We start from the raw sequence: 15,473 nt of genomic DNA on the forward strand, positions 1-15,473 counted from the left end.
CCACTATAGTGGAAGGCGGCAATAGCCGCCGTCCACCCTGTCGGGGAAATACGCATGGTCACTTGACGGCAGCGCCGACGACCTTGTCCCATCCGTCAGCGATGGCCGCCTTCGCGGCGTTCTGATCATCGAGGCTCGGGAACACGGCCTTCTCGTAGTTTTCCGCCGGCGGAAGCTTGTCGAGCAGATCCTGAGGGATCTTTCCGGCCTTCGACATCGCGTTGAAGCGGATCGGGTGGCAGTAGCCCTTCAGCCAGGTGAGCTGACCTTCGTCGGAATAGAGATACTCCATCCACAGCTTCGCCGCGTTGGGATGCGGCGCATAGGCGCTGATGCCCTGAACGTAGACGCCGGCGACGACACCGGAGGACGGAACGGCGACCTCGAGCGGGGGGTTGCCCTTCATGCTGTCGCGCATGGCGAGAAGATTGTAGTCCCAGTTGAGCGCAACCGGCGTGGTGCCCTGGGCGATCGGGGCGGCCTCCGCGTCGACCGGAACGAAGTTGCCCTTCTCGTTAAGCTCCTTGAAGAAGGCGAGCCCCTTGTCGGCAATGTCCTTGCCGTCCTTGGCACCGGCCGAAAGGCCCGCGCCGTAAAGCGCCATGATGGCATTGTTGGCCGTGCGGGGATCGCCCGCCAGAGCCACCGCGCCCTCGTAGTCGTCCTTGAGCAGGTCGGACCAGTCCTGCGGCACGGTCTTGATCACGTCGGTGTTCACGCCGAAGGCGAGCACACCATAATAGTCGCCGTACCAAGCGCCATCGGCATCCTTCGCATCGTCCGGAATCTCGTTCCAGGTCTGCACCTTGTAAGGCATCAGCAGACCGTCTTTTTTCGCCGTCGGGCCGAAGGAGAGGCCGACGTCCAGAACGTCGGGAGCCTGCGGCCCCTTGTTGCCCTTATTCGCCTTCACCGCCTCGATCTCGTCGCCCGAACCGGCCATCGGGTTCAGCTCGTTGATCTGGATGCCGTACTTGGCCTTGAAGCCCTCGATCATCTCGCCGTAATTGCACCAGTCGTGCGGCAGGGCGATGGTCGTGAGCTGTCCCTCAGCCTTGGCCGCGGCGACGAGATCGTCCATTGAGGACGACTGGGCGGCGGCAAGACTGGTCGACATCGCCAAGATCGCAGCCAGCGATCCAACACGGCCGAGATGGTCAGTCATAGGATTCCCCCTGTGGATGGCGAAGCCGACATCGGCCGCCTTAGTCACGGCCCGCGTAACATGACGCGATGACACTTCCGTGTCACTGAAAAAAGGTCGTCAGGCTTCGTTACTCACGGCCAGAAGCGCCTTTGGGGAAAAGGCGCGAGGCGGCGGCGCCGCAGTCAGCGCAGCTTGATGTAGAAGGCGTTGCCGCCGGCGACCGCCGTATAGAACATGTTGTCATAGGGAAAGGAGAGGCCGGCCGTGTGGAAGAACTCGGCTGATCCGACCTGCGCGTGGCGCGCGCCCCTCAGCACGAAGTCGGCCATGCGATAGGCACGCTCGCGGCTCTTCGGCTCCGTCATCGCGCGGGTCAGCGCACCGGGCGCGAATTGGTTGCGCTGGCCGACGACGGCGCAGACGCTGCCCGGAAAATCCTTCGACTGGACGCGGTTCATCACCACCGTGCCGACCGCGACCATCCCCTCCTCGCTGGAGCGATTCGATTCGAAGTACATCACCCGCGCCATGCAGTCGCGCTCCGAAAGCCGTGGCTCGGGGCGAAAGAGCGCGCATCCGCTCAGGCTCGAAAGGGTAACAAGGCCGAGAACCAGAGAGGAACGCGACAACAAACGCAAGACCATGATCGTCTCCAGACTCCTGGCGGACGAAGGCGATCATGGGGCATAGGGTTTACGAAATGTTGAATGCGATGCGCTGATTCAAACGGAGAAGGCCCGGCGCGGGTCGTCCGGGCCGGGCTTACGTCTGGTATTGGACGATGGGCGCCATGCAGGCGCCCACCCTGCGTCAATGTGCCAAGCGCGTCGCGGCGGGAAACTCGATGTCGACGGCCAGCGTGGAGACGGCGTCTCCCTTGTCCATCTTCACCTTGACCTTGTCGCGATCTACCGAGACATGCTTGGCGATGACGGCAAGGATTTCCTCGCGCAGGACTGCCACGAGATCGGACTGGCCGATCTCCGCTCTCTCATGAGCCAGGAGCACCTGGAGCCGCTCTCGGGCGGCCGGCGCGGTGCTCGGCTGGCGCTGGAACAAACTGAATATGTTCATGCTGCCCTCCGACTGAAGAGCTTGCCGAAGAGGCCGCGGCGCTCCTCGGGGATGACGATGGGCAGCGCCTCGCCGTGGAGACGACGCGCTGCGTCGCGATAGGCCTGCGCCGGAGCGCTGCGGCCGTCGTTCATGGTGACGGGCGTGCCGAGGTTGGACGCCCGGAGAACATCGACGCTCTCGGGAATGATGCCGAGGAGCGGGATCGACAGGATCTCGAGGACGTCGTCTACCTTCAGCATGTCGCCGCGCTCGGCCCGCTGCGGATCGTAGCGGGTGAGAAGAAGGTGCTTGTCGATGCGCTCGCCGCGCTCTGCGCGCGCCGTTTTGGCGTCGAGGAGGCCGATCATGCGATCGGAGTCGCGCACCGAGGAAACCTCGGGATTGGTGACGACGATGGCAACGTCGGCGTGGCGCATGGCGAGAGTGGCGCCGCGTTCGATGCCGGCGGGGCTGTCGCAGATGATCCAGTCGAACTTGCTCCTGAGATCACCCATCACGCGCTCGACGCCTTCGGGCGTCAAATTGTCCTTGTCGCGGGTCTGGGAAGCCGGCAGCAACGCGAGCGTGTCGAGGCGCTTGTCGCGGATCAGGGCCTGCGCCAGCTTGGCGTCTCCCTGAACGACGTTGATGAGGTCATAGACCACTCGCCGCTCCGCGCCCATGACCAGGTCGAGGTTGCGCAGGCCGACGTCGAAATCGACCACGCAAACGCTCTCGCCGGTCTGCGCGATCGCGGCGCCCAGGGCAGCGGTGGACGTCGTTTTGCCCACGCCTCCCTTGCCCGATGTAACCACAACTACCGTGGACATGCTTCTCTCATCCTTCTTCATGAGGGGTTCGAGACCCTGTTGATCTGCTTGTTAATTGAGAGGGGCCGTCCTGATGACGTCGCCCTCGAGCCAAACCTGGACGGCCTGCCCGCGCCAATGCGGGTCCATGTCGTCGGCGGTCTTGTAGAGTCCGTCTATGGCGATGAGTTCCGCCTCGAGTTTTCGGCAGAAGATTCGCGCCGACGGGTTGCCGGCCGAGCCTGCCATCACGCGGCCGCGAAGCGCCCCGTAGACGTGGATCGAGCCGCCGGCGATGATTTCGGCGCCGGAGGCCACCGAGCCGAGAACGGTGACGTCCCCTTCCGGGAACATGATCGACTGACCGGAACGGACCGGATCCTCGATCAGAAGCGAGGGCATCGAGCCCTGCGTATGATGTTCGGCGTGGACAACCTCCACGGCGGGCGCCGGCCGCGGCGCCGCGGCAGCCATGGGCGCGGCAGGCGCATCCGGAACCTCGATGTCGCCAGCCGGACGGCCGCCGCGCATCTCGGGGGGCATGCCGGGACCGAGCAGCGAGGGCTTGGCCCCCTCGACGCCCATGATTCGCACGTTTCGGGTCGCAAGCTCCTCCACGAGATCGGCCAGATCTTCCCGCGTCAGCGGCAGCCCCGACACGTCGAGCACGATCGGCCTGGTCAAGAAGAAGCCGGTGGAGCGGCGCGCCAGATCGTCGAGCTGATCGAGCCACGGCCCGAATGGCATTTCGGGCGAAAGCACCAACGCCAGAAACGAGCGGCCGCGAAGGCGCACCGGGCTGGGCTTGGAGGATGCATCGGTCATCGTCGTGATTTCGCCTTCCGGCCGAAGCCGGTTAATTCGGTTAACTGTTGATTAACTAACGCCGCCCGCCTTGCCCGACGCTGACCTCGGTCCAGTTTGCCCTTTCGCAAAATCGGGCGGTGGAGAATGGGCCACACCACGGAAAGGCCGGGAGATGACGGCCGCCCGGTTTCGTGCCAAGGAGATTTATGGAGTCGCTGAGACACATTTTACGGACGCGCTCGACGCGCCTCGCGGTCGTCGCCCTGATCGCCCAGCTCCTGCTTTTCCAGGGGTTGGTGGCGGGCATCGGCGCGCCGATGGCGGCCGGCGTCCTTCATCGTGCCGACGCCGTGATCTGCCATGTCTCAGCGCCAGACGCCGGGGCGAATCGAACGGAACGTCCCTCCCCTAGCCGTCAAGGCACGCAGGACTGCCCCTGCTGCGACTTCTGCATTCCCCACGTCGTTTCCTCGGGCATCGTGCCGCCGGCCGAGGCTTGGGAGGGCGGCTGGCTTCCCTCTCGCGCGAGTCATCGGCCCTCTATGCGCGGGCATCCGGCGCAACATCCGCACCGGCTTGGACTGGCCCCTGATCCGCGGGCGCCGCCTTCTCTTTCTCTCTGAGATTCTCGCAGTGCCCGTCAGCATCTGATGCTGCCCGGAAAAGCCGAATTCCATTGAGAAAGAATGAGACATGACCATTGCCAAGACGATCTTCCTCGGCGCCGCTCTTGCCCTTGCGAGCACCGCCGCCTCCGCGCACGACTACAAGGTCGGCTCCCTCCACATCGTTCATCCCTGGGCGCGTGCGACAGCTCCCTCGGCCGAGGTCGGGGGCGCCTACATGACCATCGAGAACAAGGGAAAGACGGCGGATCGCCTCCTCGGCGGATCGACCCCCATCGCCGAGAAGGCCGAGGTTCACACCATGGAGATGGTGGACGGCGTGATGAAGATGCACGAGGTCGATGGCGGCCTGGAGATTCCGGCAGGCGGCGAGGCATCGCTCGCGCCGGGCGGCTATCATGTAATGATCGTCGGCCTGAAGCAGCCGTTGAAGGAGGGCGAGCGGGTGCCGCTGACGCTGAAGTTCGAGAAGGCCGGCTCGGTCGACGTCGAACTGGCCATTGAGGCTTTCGGCGCCAAGGAGTCGGGCAAGCACGACCACTCCTCGATGGATAAGTCGATGGAAAAGAAGAACTAGAAACAGGCCATAAGCTTGGGGGCGCTCCGGCGCCCTCAAGCCCGCGATCCCAGCCGCTGTCGTCACCGCGCGAGAGCGTCCGCGCCTCTTGAAGCCATCATTCCCCAAAACCATATCAACAGTGATCCGATCGCCCGTAAGGGGACCGGATGTCGAAGGGCGCCAGCTCTTTGGCGCCCTCGTAAGATCCATGTTGCTCAATGGAGGATATGGTTATGAGGACCAGTCTGGATTTTGCTCCACTCTTTCGCTCGAGCGTCGGCTTTGACCGGATGTTCGACCTTCTGGAGCGCGCTGCGGAAGCCCAGCCCGTCGATAGCTGGCCGCCCTACGACATCGAAAAGACCGGCGATAACGCCTATCGCATCGTCCTGGCCGTCGCAGGCTTCACGCCGGACGAGGTCGAGCTGACCTACCAGCCCAACCTGCTCGTCGTCAGCGGCCGCAAGCCGGGCAGTGACGCCCCCGGTCACTATCTCCACCGCTCCATCGCCGGGCGCTCCTTCGAGCGCCGCTTCAGCCTCGCCGACCACGTATCGGTGGTCAACGCCACGCTGGCCGACGGCCTTCTGTCGATAGACCTCGTGCGCGAGGTGCCCGAAGCGATGAAGCCGCGACAGATCGCCATCCGCTCCGATGCGGGCCCGCAGACGGAGCGGCTGTCGGCCGCTGAGGACAAGGCGGCCTGATCCAGCACCCCGGCGGGAGGCGCCGCCTCGGTGCGACGCTTTCCGCCTTCGCGACTAGTTTCAAAGAAGGAGCTTTTCAGCCATGAGCATGCGTGACCTCATTCCGTGGACGCGCAACGACAAGCTCGCGCCCACCTCGTATGGCATCGAGGACCATCCACTCTTCACCTTGCAACGGGAAATGGACCGCTTCCTCGACAACGCCTGGCGCCGCTTCGCCATCTCGCCGAACGAGCGAGACATGTTTGCCAGCGGCTGGCCGAGCATGGAGATGTCCGAAACCGAACGCGAGATTCGCGTGACGGCGGAAATCCCTGGGCTTGATGAGAAAGATGTCGAGGTGCTCTTCGACAATGGCGTTCTCACCTTGAAAGGGGTCAAGAAATCCGAGGTCGAGGACAAGGAGCGCCAGTTTTCGGAGCGCTTCTTCGGCCGCTTTGAACGTAGGCTGGCCATCGGCGACGGCATCGACCGCGACCACATCGACGCCTCCTTCAAGAATGGCGTCTTGACGATCGTCCTGCCGAAGACCGAGGAGGCCAAGGCCGAGACGAAGCGCATTCCAATCAAGCGGCAGTAACCACCAATGGCATCGGCGCGGCTCTTCGGGGCCACGCCGATGCCGATTATGGCCCCTCGCAAGAAGCGCCGAACCAAGCCGGTCCGGCGCTTTTCCTATTCCACGAAAGATCCCTTCGTCTTGGGTCGATTCACGCCCTCAGCGTGGGGCCCAGGGACCGCCGGGCGATGGCAGCCTGGCTCAACAAACGATCCGGCAGTTTTCTCGAAGAGCGTCCCGGATGGCGCAGCCAGACAGAAACTTCAAAGCCCATGCGATCGACACGTTCCGCGTCTTCCAGCGCTGAGCGCAAGGCTGCGAGCCGCGACGGAAAGCGCCCGGCGCGCTCGCCACGCATCGACACCGTCCACTCATCGTCGAGTGGTTCGACGACATAATCGACATGGCGCATGTGCATCGTCATCCCACAACCTCCCTGTTGCGCAAGACACTGCCGGCCGGTCCTGCGGGTCAAAAGCCTGAGAGGCGGCGCGGTCTTGTTGATGAGGGCCGCGGTAGCTCGCCGAATTCGCGTGGACCCCGGTCCTTCGACCTCATCCACCAAGCCAAGAAGTCTGCCGACCCGGCTTCCTCTGCCTGAATCCGCTTTCCTTCGGCGTCGGGCGCCGGCCAGCCGTCAACGCCGGCGACACCTCAGGTCAATATAATGATTCGTTAACAACTTTGAAATGAGTTTCGATGTTGCACCGCGCAAAGTCCGTGGTCACGATGCTCAAAACGCCGCCTCGCCATAGCGCCTCAGCTTTTTCTGGTAGCGGGCGAGCCGAGCCTCGCCGATACCCTCCACGCGGCCGATCAGCGTCCGCCTGATGGGGTAGAAGCCGCTCACCCCCAGCACGCTCTTTTCGAGCACGGCAATGCCGTGAGCGCCATGAACAAGGCGAAAGGCGAGCGCCGGCATCCCCATCGTGGCGACGATGCGCGCCGAACGCCCATCAAGAAGCTTGCGCGGCACCCGTGCCCCTCTCAGCTCGAAAGCGAAGCCGGGACGAAGCACCTGCTCCCAAAAGGCCTTGAGCAGCGCGGGCATGGCGCCATGCCAGATAGGAAAGAAGACTCCCAAATGATCGCACCACCGCAGCTCGTCCTGGGCGAAGCGCAGGATGCCGGGAGCTTGCGAGAAATCGCCATCGCGCGTCGAACGCAGCATGGGAAAGTTAAGCGAGGCAAGATCGAGGGTGATCACGTCGTGGCCGCCGTCCTCTGCGCCCTCTTGATAAGCGAGCGCCAATCTTCGTGAAAGACGCTGCGCGTCGGGATCGGGGTGACCCTGGATCAACAGAACATGCGCCATGACTTCAGTACTCTTCGGCGACCAGGTTCAGTTTCTCACGCTCCTATCAATTTTGGTCATTGCTTTCGATCAAGCCGCCGCATTCATCTCAAAGAAGAGGAAAAACAGCGATTTTCCTTCGACGAGGCGTTTCATCGCGGCGCTTCCCAAAAAGAATGCGGTCTGGCGCCTCCCTGTGCCATAGAACCGCCCGCCGGCCGTCATCGCGATGTTTTCCTTGTCGCCCGCAACCTGAAATGGAGCCAGCAACGCGACCTTCGCTGGCGCTCCGACATCCGATCCGAGCCTCACATCATCGGCACATGGCCTTTGCTGCCCGCGCAATGACCATTGAGCCGCAGACGGAATCCCTTGATCCCCGTCAAGGCTCTCCCTATGCATTATGCTCGTATGCACTTCGAAGCGGCTTTGTCTCGATCCCGCCCGGCAAGGTACGCGGCGAAACTCTCAGGCCGAAAGGAGGAAGCGATGCGCTTCAAGACGGTGCTCAGCGTGGTCGGCGTGAGCCACTCACTCAAGGATGTCGAACTCGCCAAGGACTTGTGCCGCGAGATCGGTGCTCATTTGTCGATTCTCGTCGTTTCGGTTGCGTCCCCGCCGCCGATCGGGGAGTACGCGGCAATCGTGTCGGAGGACTGGCTTTACGATCGCCGCGCAGAAATGACGACGCTCCGCGAGAAGGTCTCCGATATCAAGGATTTGATGGGCAAGACGGACGTCAGCTTCGATGTCGACGGCGTCTACCCCGAGCTGATCAGCACCGCCCATTCGGTCGGCCACCGGGCGCGCTTTTCCGATGTCGTTGTACTTGGCCCTGCTTATGCCATTGACGAACAGCTCCGCACCAACGTCCTCGACGGCGTGCTTTTCGAAGCGCAGCGGCCAGTCCTCGTGGTTCCCGAGGGAGGCCATCCGACACTGAAGCCGAAAACAGTGATGGTTGCATGGGCCGCCGGCTTGGAGGCGACGCGCGCGACCCGCGAAAGCCTGGACCTGCTGTGCGATGCCGATATGGTGTCGATCACGCTGGTCGACCCGGATGCCAGCAGCCGTGACACCAGCGCCGATCCCGGCTCGGACGTCGCCGCCTATCTCGCCCGCCACGGAGCGAAGGTGCGCGTCGACCGGCTCCCCTCCTCCGGCCGCCCCGTCTCGGACACGCTCAATCAACAGGCGATCGATATTTCCGCGGATCTCATCGTGATGGGCGCCTACGGCCATTCGCGCCTTCGCGAGCGCCTGTTCGGTGGTGTGACGCGCGCGATGATCGAGGACCCGCGCGTTCCCCTCCTGCTCGCCCGCTGATGGCGAGCGGCGGAGAGAAAACCTCCGCCATCCACATTCTGTGAAACGAAGAGGCCGGCGTCGACGCCGGCCTTTTTCTTGCACGCGTCGCTATGCGAGGGCGCCCCTGCCCATAGCAAAAAGCCGGCGTCGAGCGCCGGCTTTGGTGACAACGGTGATCGATCCTCGATCGATGTCAGGCCGAAAAGGCCACGGCAGCCGGCCTCAGCCGACCACCTCGTCCTCGCGCTGTGCGGCGGCATAGAGTTCGTCGACCGACTCGACGCAAGCCTGCTCCACAGCCTCGGCCGGGGTGATGAGATGCTCCTCGAGAGCGTCCAGGATTTCTTCTGCGGACATGACGATTCCCAAAAATTGTAATTGCTGTTTCTTGTTCTTGCTGGCGGCCGGCTACGGGAAAACCCGCCAGAACGCACGGCCACACAAAGTGTCATTGTGAAGGACGAGCGGATGGCTACGCCATGTGTCGAATCGTCGCTCTCACAGATGGCGTTTTTTTGTCAACGAGTCCACACGCGCGTCTATCGCCTATAGACAAAGCTCCTCGCTTTGTACGAGAAAATGATAAGTGCTGAAGAGAACATTCAGCTAAAACAGCGAGGTAGGCAACCGATGCACATGAGTTTCCGATCGATCGGCGCGGCGCTGGCGCTCACGACTTTACTTTGGGCCGGGACCGCCAGCGCGGTGCAGCTCAACGTCCATAACGGGGGCGACGTCACGTCGCTCGATCCTCAGAAACTCTCGGGTGACTGGGAAAACCGCGTCGCGGGCGACATTTACGAAGGCCTGATGACGGAGGATGCCAAGGCCAAGCCTATCCTCGGCGCCGCGGAAAGCTACACGGTCTCCGACGACGGCCTCGTCTACACCTTCAAGATCCGCCCCGACGAGAAATGGTCGGACGGCGAGCCGGTGACGGCCGATGATTTCGTGTTCGCGTTCAAGCGGTTGATGGACCCGAAGAACGCCGCCGAATATGCCTACCTTCAGTACACGATCAAGAACGCCGAGGCGATCAACACCGGCAAGATCGACGACATCGACCAGCTCGGCGTCAAGGCGATCGACGACAAGACGCTGGAGATCACCCTGGAGCACCCGACGCCCTATTTCCTGGGCGCGCTCACCCACTACACCGCCTATCCGCTGCCCAAGCACCTCATCGACAAGGTCGGTGATCAGTGGGTGCAGATCAGCAACATCGTCACCAACGGACCCTACAAGCCGGTCGAGTGGATTCCGGGCAGCCATGTCCTGACCCAGAAGAACGAGTACTGGCACGCCACGAACGATCTGAAGATCGACGGGGTGAAGTTCTTCACGCTGGAGGACAACTCGGCCGCGCTGAAGCGCTACCTCGCCGGAGAGTTCGATATCCTGACCGAGTTTCCTACCGACCAGTACGAGTGGCTGCAGCAGAATCGCCCCGGCGAAGCCCATGTCGCGCCGTTCGCGGGCCTCTACTACTACGTGATGAACTCCACCAAGGCGCCATTTGACGACGAACGGGTGCGCCAGGCTCTGTCCATGGCGGTCAACCGCGAGGTGATCGGGCCGCAGATCCTCGGCACGGGCGAATTGCCAGCCTATGGCTGGGTGCCGCCGGGCATGGCCAACTATGAGGGCGAGCAGGTCAAGGTCGACTGGGCCGATCTGCCCTACAACGAGAAGGTCGCCAAGGCCAAGGAACTGTTGAAGGAGGCCGGCTACGGCCCCGATAAGCCGCTCAGCATCACCCTGCGCTACAACACCAACGACAACCACAAGCGCATCGCCGTGGCGCTCGCCTCCATGTGGAAGCCGCTGGGCGTTTCCGTCGAGCTCTACAACACGGAGGTCAAGGTTCACTACGCCGACCTGCGTCAGGGCTCGTTCGAGATCGCCCGTGCTGGCTGGCTGGCCGACTACAACGACCCGGACAACTTCCTGAACCTCCTGAAGACCGGCGTCGAGATGAACTACGGCAAGTGGTCGAACGCCGACTACGACAAGCTGATCGACGAAGGCAACTCGACCACCGACATGACCAAGCGCTCCGAACTCTTCAAGAAGGCGGAAAAGCTGGCCATGGAAGAATCGGCCGCCATGCCGATCTATTTCTACGTTTCGCGTCAGGTCGTCTCCCCCAAAGTCACGGGGTACGAGGACAACGCGTTCGACATCCATCGCACCCGCTGGATGACCAAGTCCGAATAAAACCTTGGATTGTTACGGCGAGGTGCCTTGTCACCTCGCCGTCACTGGTGCAAAAGGCGCGCCATTCGCCGTGCCAAGTGCGCCATATCAATTTCCTTGGGGGGACTGCACAGTATCAGGCGGATACACGGCGGTGCAGCCCGTGTGGGGTCGGACCGAAGCATGATCGGTAAAGACCCCGGCTTCTTGTCGGACGATTATCGGGGAGGATCGAACGATCGAGCGGCGTCGATTGACGGCCGCGCTGCGTTCTCCTTTGTCCCAAGCCAGGAGAGGTGACTTTTCATGCTCGGTTACGCCTCGCGTCGCCTCTTGACGACGCTCCCGGTCATTTTGATCGCCATCACCGCGGCTTTCTTCATCCTGCGGCTGGCGCCCGGAGGGCCTTTCGACCAGGAGCGAGCGCTGCCGCCAGAGGTTTTGGCGAACCTGCGGTCCTACTATCATCTCGACGATCCCCTGATCGTCCAGTATTTCCGCTATCTGGTGCGCCTCGCGCATTTCGACCTCGGGCCGTCCTTCGTCACTAAGGACTTCACCGTCGCCCAGCAGATCACCATCGGCCTGCCCTACACCATGACGCTTGGCACCTGCGCCTTCGTCCTGGCCGTGGTCCTCGGTATCACAGCGGGCATCTTGGGAGCGCTCTACCAGAACCATGCGGGCGACTACCTCATTGCCGCCGTGGCGATGACGGGCCTCGTGGTTCCAAACTTCCTCACCGCGCCGATCCTGCAGCTCGTCTTCGGCGTCAACCTGGCATGGCTGCCCGTGGGCGGTTGGGGCGACGGCTCGATCCGCTTCCTCATCATGCCGGTGACGGTGCTTTCGCTGTCCCACATCGCGCGCATCTCTCGCCTCATGCGCGGCTCGATGATCGAGACGATGAACGCGAACTTCATCAAGACCGCCAAGGCCAAGGGGATCGGGCGCCGACGAACCGTCCTGCGCCATGCGCTGCGCCCAGCCCTCACGCCCGTCGTCTCCTATCTCGGCCCGGCAGCCGGCTACCTCCTCACCGGGTCGATCGTCGTCGAGTCGATCTTCGGCATCCCCGGTGTCGGAAGGTACTTCGTCGGCGCGGCGCTGAATCGTGACTACGGCATGGTTCTCGGCACGGTCGTCTTCTACATGTCGATCATCCTGGTTCTGAACCTCCTCGTGGACCTCGCCTATGCGTGGCTCGACCCGAAAGTGAGGACGCGATGACCCTTTACGTGGACAAGCGCGAGGCGCTGGAGAAGCGCTTTCTCGTCCCCGACACCGAGATGCCGGCCGGCAAGCCGCGCTCGCTGATGCGCGACGCGATGCGGCGGCTCAGGGCCAACAAGGCGGCCGTCGGCGCCATTATCGTTCTGTCCCTGATCATCATTCTCGCGGTCCTGGGCCCCTACTTCATCCCCTATGATTACGAAACGCCGGACTGGGGCGCTTTCCGCGCGCCGCCGGACTTCGCCAGCGGGCACTACTTCGGCACGGACCAGAACGGGCGCGATCTCTTGGCCCGCGTTCTCTACGGCACCCGCGTGTCGCTGACCGTCGCGATCATCGCGACGTCCGTCTCCGTGACCGTGGGCGTTCTTTACGGCTCGGTCGCGGGCTTCGTCGGCGGGCGGACCGATCAGGCGATGATGCGCTTCGTCGACGTCATGTACGCTCTGCCGTATCTCCTCTTCGTCATCCTCCTGATGGTGATGTTCGGACGCAACGTCTTCCTCCTCTTTGCCGCCATCGGCTTGCTGGAGTGGCTGACCATGGCCCGGATCGTGCGCGGCCAGACCCTGTCGCTCAAGGAGCGGGAGTTCGTCGAGGCAGCGCGGGCCTCGGGCGTCTCCACCCTGCCGATCATCCTGAGGCACATCGTCCCCAATCTCGTGGGTCCGGTGGTCATCTATGCGACCCTCACCATCCCGGAGATCGTCATCACCGAGAGCTTCCTCTCTTATCTGGGCTTTGGCGTGCAGGAACCCCTGACCTCGCTCGGAACCCTGATCTCCGAGGGCGCGAGCGTCATCCAGGTGATGCCGTGGCTCCTGTTCTTCCCCGGCGCCGTGCTGGTCTCGCTCCTTCTCTCCTTCGCCTTCATCGGCGATGGATTGCGCGACGCCTTCGACCCGAAGGATCGCTGATCCATGGCCGACACTCGCGAAACTCTGCTTTCCCTCACCGATTATTCGGTCGCGTTCGATACGCCTGATGGTGTGGTTCAGGCGGTGAGCAATCTCGACCTCGACATAGCGCCGGGCGAAACGGTAGCGGTGGTGGGCGAATCCGGCTCGGGCAAGAGCCAGACGTTCAACGGCGTCTTCGGCCTCCTCGCGCGCAACGCCCGCACGGGCGGCGCCGTGAACTTTCTTGGCCGCGATCTTCTGTCCTTGTCGTCCAAGGAACTCGACAAGGTGCGCGGCCGCGACATGGCGATGGTCTTCCAGGACCCGATGACGGCCCTCAACCCGGCCATGAAGATCAAGCGCCAACTTGCCGAAACGCTGGAGATCCATCGCGGCAAGAGCCGCAGGGAAGCCGAGCGCGAGGCGCTTCAGATGCTCAAACAGGTCGGCATCCCCGACGCTGAGCGCCGCATCAACCAATATCCCCACGAGCTCTCGGGCGGAATGCGCCAGCGCGTCGTGATCGCCATGGCGCTGCTTTGCCAACCCAAGCTCATCGTCGCGGACGAACCGACGACGGCTCTCGATGTGACGATCCAGGCGCAGATCCTCGATCTCTTCCGTGATCTCACCCAGAGCTTCAGGACGGCGCTCGTCCTGATCACCCATGATCTCGGCGTCGTCGCCGGCATCGCCGATCGCGTCGCGGTGATGTACGCCGGCCGCATCGTCGAGGAAGGCAAGGTTGACGATCTCTTCAGCCGGCCGGCCATGCCCTACACCGCCGCGCTGATGCGCTCCATCCCGCGTGTCGACCGAGAAGCGGAGGCGGTGGAGCCCATTCCCGGTCGCCCGCCCAATCTCATTCATCCCCCATCGGGCTGCCCTTTCCACCCTCGCTGCCGCTTCGCGGAAGAGAAATGCGTGCGCGAGCGCCCGCCCCTCGGCGAGGTTAGCGCCGGTCGGCGCGCCGCCTGCTGGTTCCCCTTCATTGATGCCGAGGCCGGCACCGGCGGTGAAAACGCTCTCGCGGAGACGGCCAATGTCTGAGGCACTACTTTCGGTCCAAAACCTCTCGACAGTCTTCGAACTGCGCGCCCGCTCGCCCTTCGCCAAGGCGCCGAAACTCAAGGCCGTCAGCGATGTCTCTTTCGACCTGAAGGAGGGCGAGACTCTCGGGATCGTCGGCGAATCGGGTTGTGGCAAGTCGACATTGGGCCGCTCCATTCTTCGTCTCATCGAGCCCACTGCGGGACGTGTCGTCTGGCAGGGCCGCGAGCTGACAGATCTTTCGGCGGAAGAGATGCGCAAGGCCCGGCGCGACCTGTCGATTATCTTCCAGGACCCCATCGCCTCGCTCGATCCTCGCATGACCGTGGCGGACATCATCGGCGAGCCACTGCGCGTGGCAGAACCATCGCTGGATCGCAAGACGCGGCGCCAGCGCGTCCTGAAGGCCATGGAGGAAGTCGGCCTAGCGCCGGAGATGATCAACCGCTACCCGCACGAGTTCTCCGGCGGACAGGCGCAGCGCATCGGCATCGCCCGCGCCATCATCACGGAACCGAAGCTCATCGTCTGCGACGAGCCGGTCTCGGCGCTCGACGTGTCGATCCAGGCGCAGATCATCAATCTGCTCCGGGGACTGAAGGAGCGGCTCGGGCTGACGCTCATCTTCATCAGCCATGATCTTTCGGTCGTTCGCCTCGTCTCGGACCGGATCCTGGTGCTCTATCTGGGCCGGGTCGTCGAGATCGGGCCTCGCGGCGACGTCTTCGCCCGCCCGGCGCACCCCTATACCAGGGCGCTTCTGTCGGCCGCCCCCATCCCGGACCCCGACGTCGCTCGTTCGCGCAAACGAATCCCGCTGCAAGGCGACCCGCCCTCGCCGATCAATCCTCCCTCGGGTTGTGCCTTCCGCACGCGCTGCCCCATCGCGCGCGATGTCTGCGCCAAGGAGATTCCTCCTCTCATTCCCGTGGAAGGCGGCACACATCGTTCCGCCTGCCTCTTTGCCGAAGAGGTTCTGCGGTCGGGCGACGACATCGCCTCGGCCAGCGTCTGACACCTCAAGGGTTAAGGCCGGCCGGCCGATCGGCACCAGATCGTCCGCCCGGCCACCCTTCGGCATGAAGACTCAAGTCGATACGTAAATATTAATTTAGTTTATCATTGGCTCCCCGCCTAAATACATCTTTCTCATGAATATAGATTCATTGGTCTTTCTGCTCACCTTACGTTAACGATTGGCGCCTAGCCTACACGTAGGGGGA

At 63.1% G+C, this 15,473-nt stretch carries 18 protein-coding genes and 1 pseudogene; 10 read left to right on the forward strand and 9 right to left on the reverse strand.

Features of this window, described 5'->3' with window-relative positions; translation table 11 throughout:
* Window positions 1-58 precede the first annotated feature (58 nt).
* The 6 genes and pseudogenes from B5D38_RS17605 to B5D38_RS22750 all read right to left on the reverse strand — a co-directional run bounded on the left by B5D38_RS17605 (window position 59) and on the right by B5D38_RS22750 (window position 4,181).
* Window positions 59-1,165, reverse strand: a complete 1,107-nt coding sequence (locus B5D38_RS17605) for an ABC transporter substrate-binding protein (protein ID WP_078709757.1) — start codon at window positions 1,163-1,165, stop codon at window positions 59-61.
* 173 nt (window positions 1,166-1,338) lie between these two features.
* A pseudogene (locus tag B5D38_RS17610) lies at window positions 1,339-1,695 on the reverse strand (cell wall hydrolase); the annotation flags it as partial.
* Between the two features lie 262 nt (window positions 1,696-1,957).
* Window positions 1,958-2,221, reverse strand: a complete 264-nt coding sequence (minE, locus tag B5D38_RS17615) for a cell division topological specificity factor MinE (RefSeq protein ID WP_078709759.1) — start codon at window positions 2,219-2,221, stop codon at window positions 1,958-1,960.
* Window positions 2,218-3,033 (reverse strand): septum site-determining protein MinD, encoded by an 816-nt coding sequence (gene minD / locus B5D38_RS17620; protein ID WP_078709806.1) that lies wholly within the window; start codon window positions 3,031-3,033, stop codon window positions 2,218-2,220. The genes minE and minD overlap by 4 nt, the downstream gene beginning before the upstream one ends.
* 51 nt (window positions 3,034-3,084) lie before the next feature.
* Window positions 3,085-3,837, reverse strand: a complete 753-nt coding sequence (minC, locus tag B5D38_RS17625) for a septum site-determining protein MinC (protein WP_078709760.1) — start codon at window positions 3,835-3,837, stop codon at window positions 3,085-3,087.
* Window positions 3,838-4,046: 209 nt separating this feature from the next.
* The gene (locus B5D38_RS22750; RefSeq protein ID WP_280949399.1) at window positions 4,047-4,181 is read right to left on the reverse strand and encodes a hypothetical protein; all 135 of its coding nucleotides are present in this window, start codon (window positions 4,179-4,181) and stop codon (window positions 4,047-4,049) included.
* A 331-nt stretch (window positions 4,182-4,512) separates the two neighbouring features.
* Between B5D38_RS22750 and B5D38_RS17635 the strand changes: the two genes are divergently transcribed.
* The 3 genes from B5D38_RS17635 to B5D38_RS17645 all read left to right on the forward strand — a co-directional run bounded on the left by B5D38_RS17635 (window position 4,513) and on the right by B5D38_RS17645 (window position 6,291).
* Window positions 4,513-5,022, forward strand: coding sequence for a copper chaperone PCu(A)C (locus B5D38_RS17635; RefSeq protein WP_078709762.1), 510 nt, complete (start codon window positions 4,513-4,515; stop codon window positions 5,020-5,022).
* Between the two features lie 215 nt (window positions 5,023-5,237).
* The gene (locus B5D38_RS17640; RefSeq protein ID WP_078709763.1) at window positions 5,238-5,711 is read left to right on the forward strand and encodes an Hsp20 family protein; all 474 of its coding nucleotides are present in this window, start codon (window positions 5,238-5,240) and stop codon (window positions 5,709-5,711) included.
* 82 nt (window positions 5,712-5,793) lie between these two features.
* Entirely contained in the window at window positions 5,794-6,291 is a 498-nt protein-coding gene (locus B5D38_RS17645) for an Hsp20/alpha crystallin family protein (protein ID WP_078709764.1), read from the forward strand.
* A gap of 130 nt (window positions 6,292-6,421) precedes the next feature.
* On the opposite strand, the gene B5D38_RS17650 is transcribed toward B5D38_RS17645, so the two are convergent.
* Window positions 6,422-6,682 carry a hypothetical protein gene (locus B5D38_RS17650; RefSeq protein WP_131829960.1) on the reverse strand — a complete coding sequence of 87 codons (261 nt, stop codon included), beginning with the start codon at window positions 6,680-6,682 and terminating at the stop codon, window positions 6,422-6,424.
* Between the two features lie 321 nt (window positions 6,683-7,003).
* Window positions 7,004-7,585: an NAD(P)H-dependent oxidoreductase gene (locus B5D38_RS17655; protein ID WP_078709766.1), complete on the reverse strand. Its 582-nt coding sequence runs from the start codon at window positions 7,583-7,585 to the stop codon at window positions 7,004-7,006.
* Here B5D38_RS17655 and B5D38_RS22100 point away from each other — a divergent pair.
* Both B5D38_RS22100 and B5D38_RS17665 read left to right on the forward strand, forming a co-directional pair.
* Window positions 7,577-7,912: a hypothetical protein gene (locus B5D38_RS22100; RefSeq protein WP_131829961.1), complete on the forward strand. Its 336-nt coding sequence runs from the start codon at window positions 7,577-7,579 to the stop codon at window positions 7,910-7,912. The genes B5D38_RS17655 and B5D38_RS22100 overlap by 9 nt on opposite strands.
* A gap of 141 nt (window positions 7,913-8,053) precedes the next feature.
* Window positions 8,054-8,890: a universal stress protein gene (locus tag B5D38_RS17665; RefSeq protein ID WP_078709768.1), complete on the forward strand. Its 837-nt coding sequence runs from the start codon at window positions 8,054-8,056 to the stop codon at window positions 8,888-8,890.
* Window positions 8,891-9,094: 204 nt separating this feature from the next.
* Here B5D38_RS17665 and B5D38_RS22755 read toward each other — a convergent pair whose 3' ends face one another.
* Entirely contained in the window at window positions 9,095-9,229 is a 135-nt protein-coding gene (locus B5D38_RS22755) for a hypothetical protein (RefSeq protein ID WP_280949400.1), read from the reverse strand.
* 279 nt (window positions 9,230-9,508) lie between these two features.
* Here B5D38_RS22755 and B5D38_RS17670 point away from each other — a divergent pair, with 279 nt between their 5' ends.
* From B5D38_RS17670 to B5D38_RS17690, 5 genes are all read left to right on the forward strand, one after another.
* Window positions 9,509-11,089, forward strand: coding sequence for a peptide ABC transporter substrate-binding protein (locus B5D38_RS17670; protein ID WP_425349339.1), 1,581 nt, complete (start codon window positions 9,509-9,511; stop codon window positions 11,087-11,089).
* Between the two features lie 285 nt (window positions 11,090-11,374).
* The gene (locus tag B5D38_RS17675) at window positions 11,375-12,298 is read left to right on the forward strand and encodes an ABC transporter permease subunit (RefSeq protein ID WP_078709770.1); all 924 of its coding nucleotides are present in this window, start codon (window positions 11,375-11,377) and stop codon (window positions 12,296-12,298) included.
* Window positions 12,295-13,218: an ABC transporter permease gene (locus B5D38_RS17680; protein WP_078709771.1), complete on the forward strand. Its 924-nt coding sequence runs from the start codon at window positions 12,295-12,297 to the stop codon at window positions 13,216-13,218. The genes B5D38_RS17675 and B5D38_RS17680 overlap by 4 nt, the downstream gene beginning before the upstream one ends.
* Window positions 13,219-13,221: 3 nt before the next feature.
* Window positions 13,222-14,250 (forward strand): ABC transporter ATP-binding protein, encoded by a 1,029-nt coding sequence (locus B5D38_RS17685; protein WP_078709772.1) that lies wholly within the window; start codon window positions 13,222-13,224, stop codon window positions 14,248-14,250.
* Window positions 14,243-15,265, forward strand: coding sequence for an ABC transporter ATP-binding protein (locus B5D38_RS17690; RefSeq protein ID WP_078709773.1), 1,023 nt, complete (start codon window positions 14,243-14,245; stop codon window positions 15,263-15,265). The genes B5D38_RS17685 and B5D38_RS17690 overlap by 8 nt, the downstream gene beginning before the upstream one ends.
* The last annotated feature ends 208 nt before the right edge of the window (window positions 15,266-15,473 follow it).

The sequence above is a fragment of the Consotaella salsifontis genome (assembly GCF_900167365.1).
Classification (GTDB): Bacteria; Pseudomonadota; Alphaproteobacteria; order Rhizobiales; family Rhizobiaceae; genus Consotaella; species Consotaella salsifontis.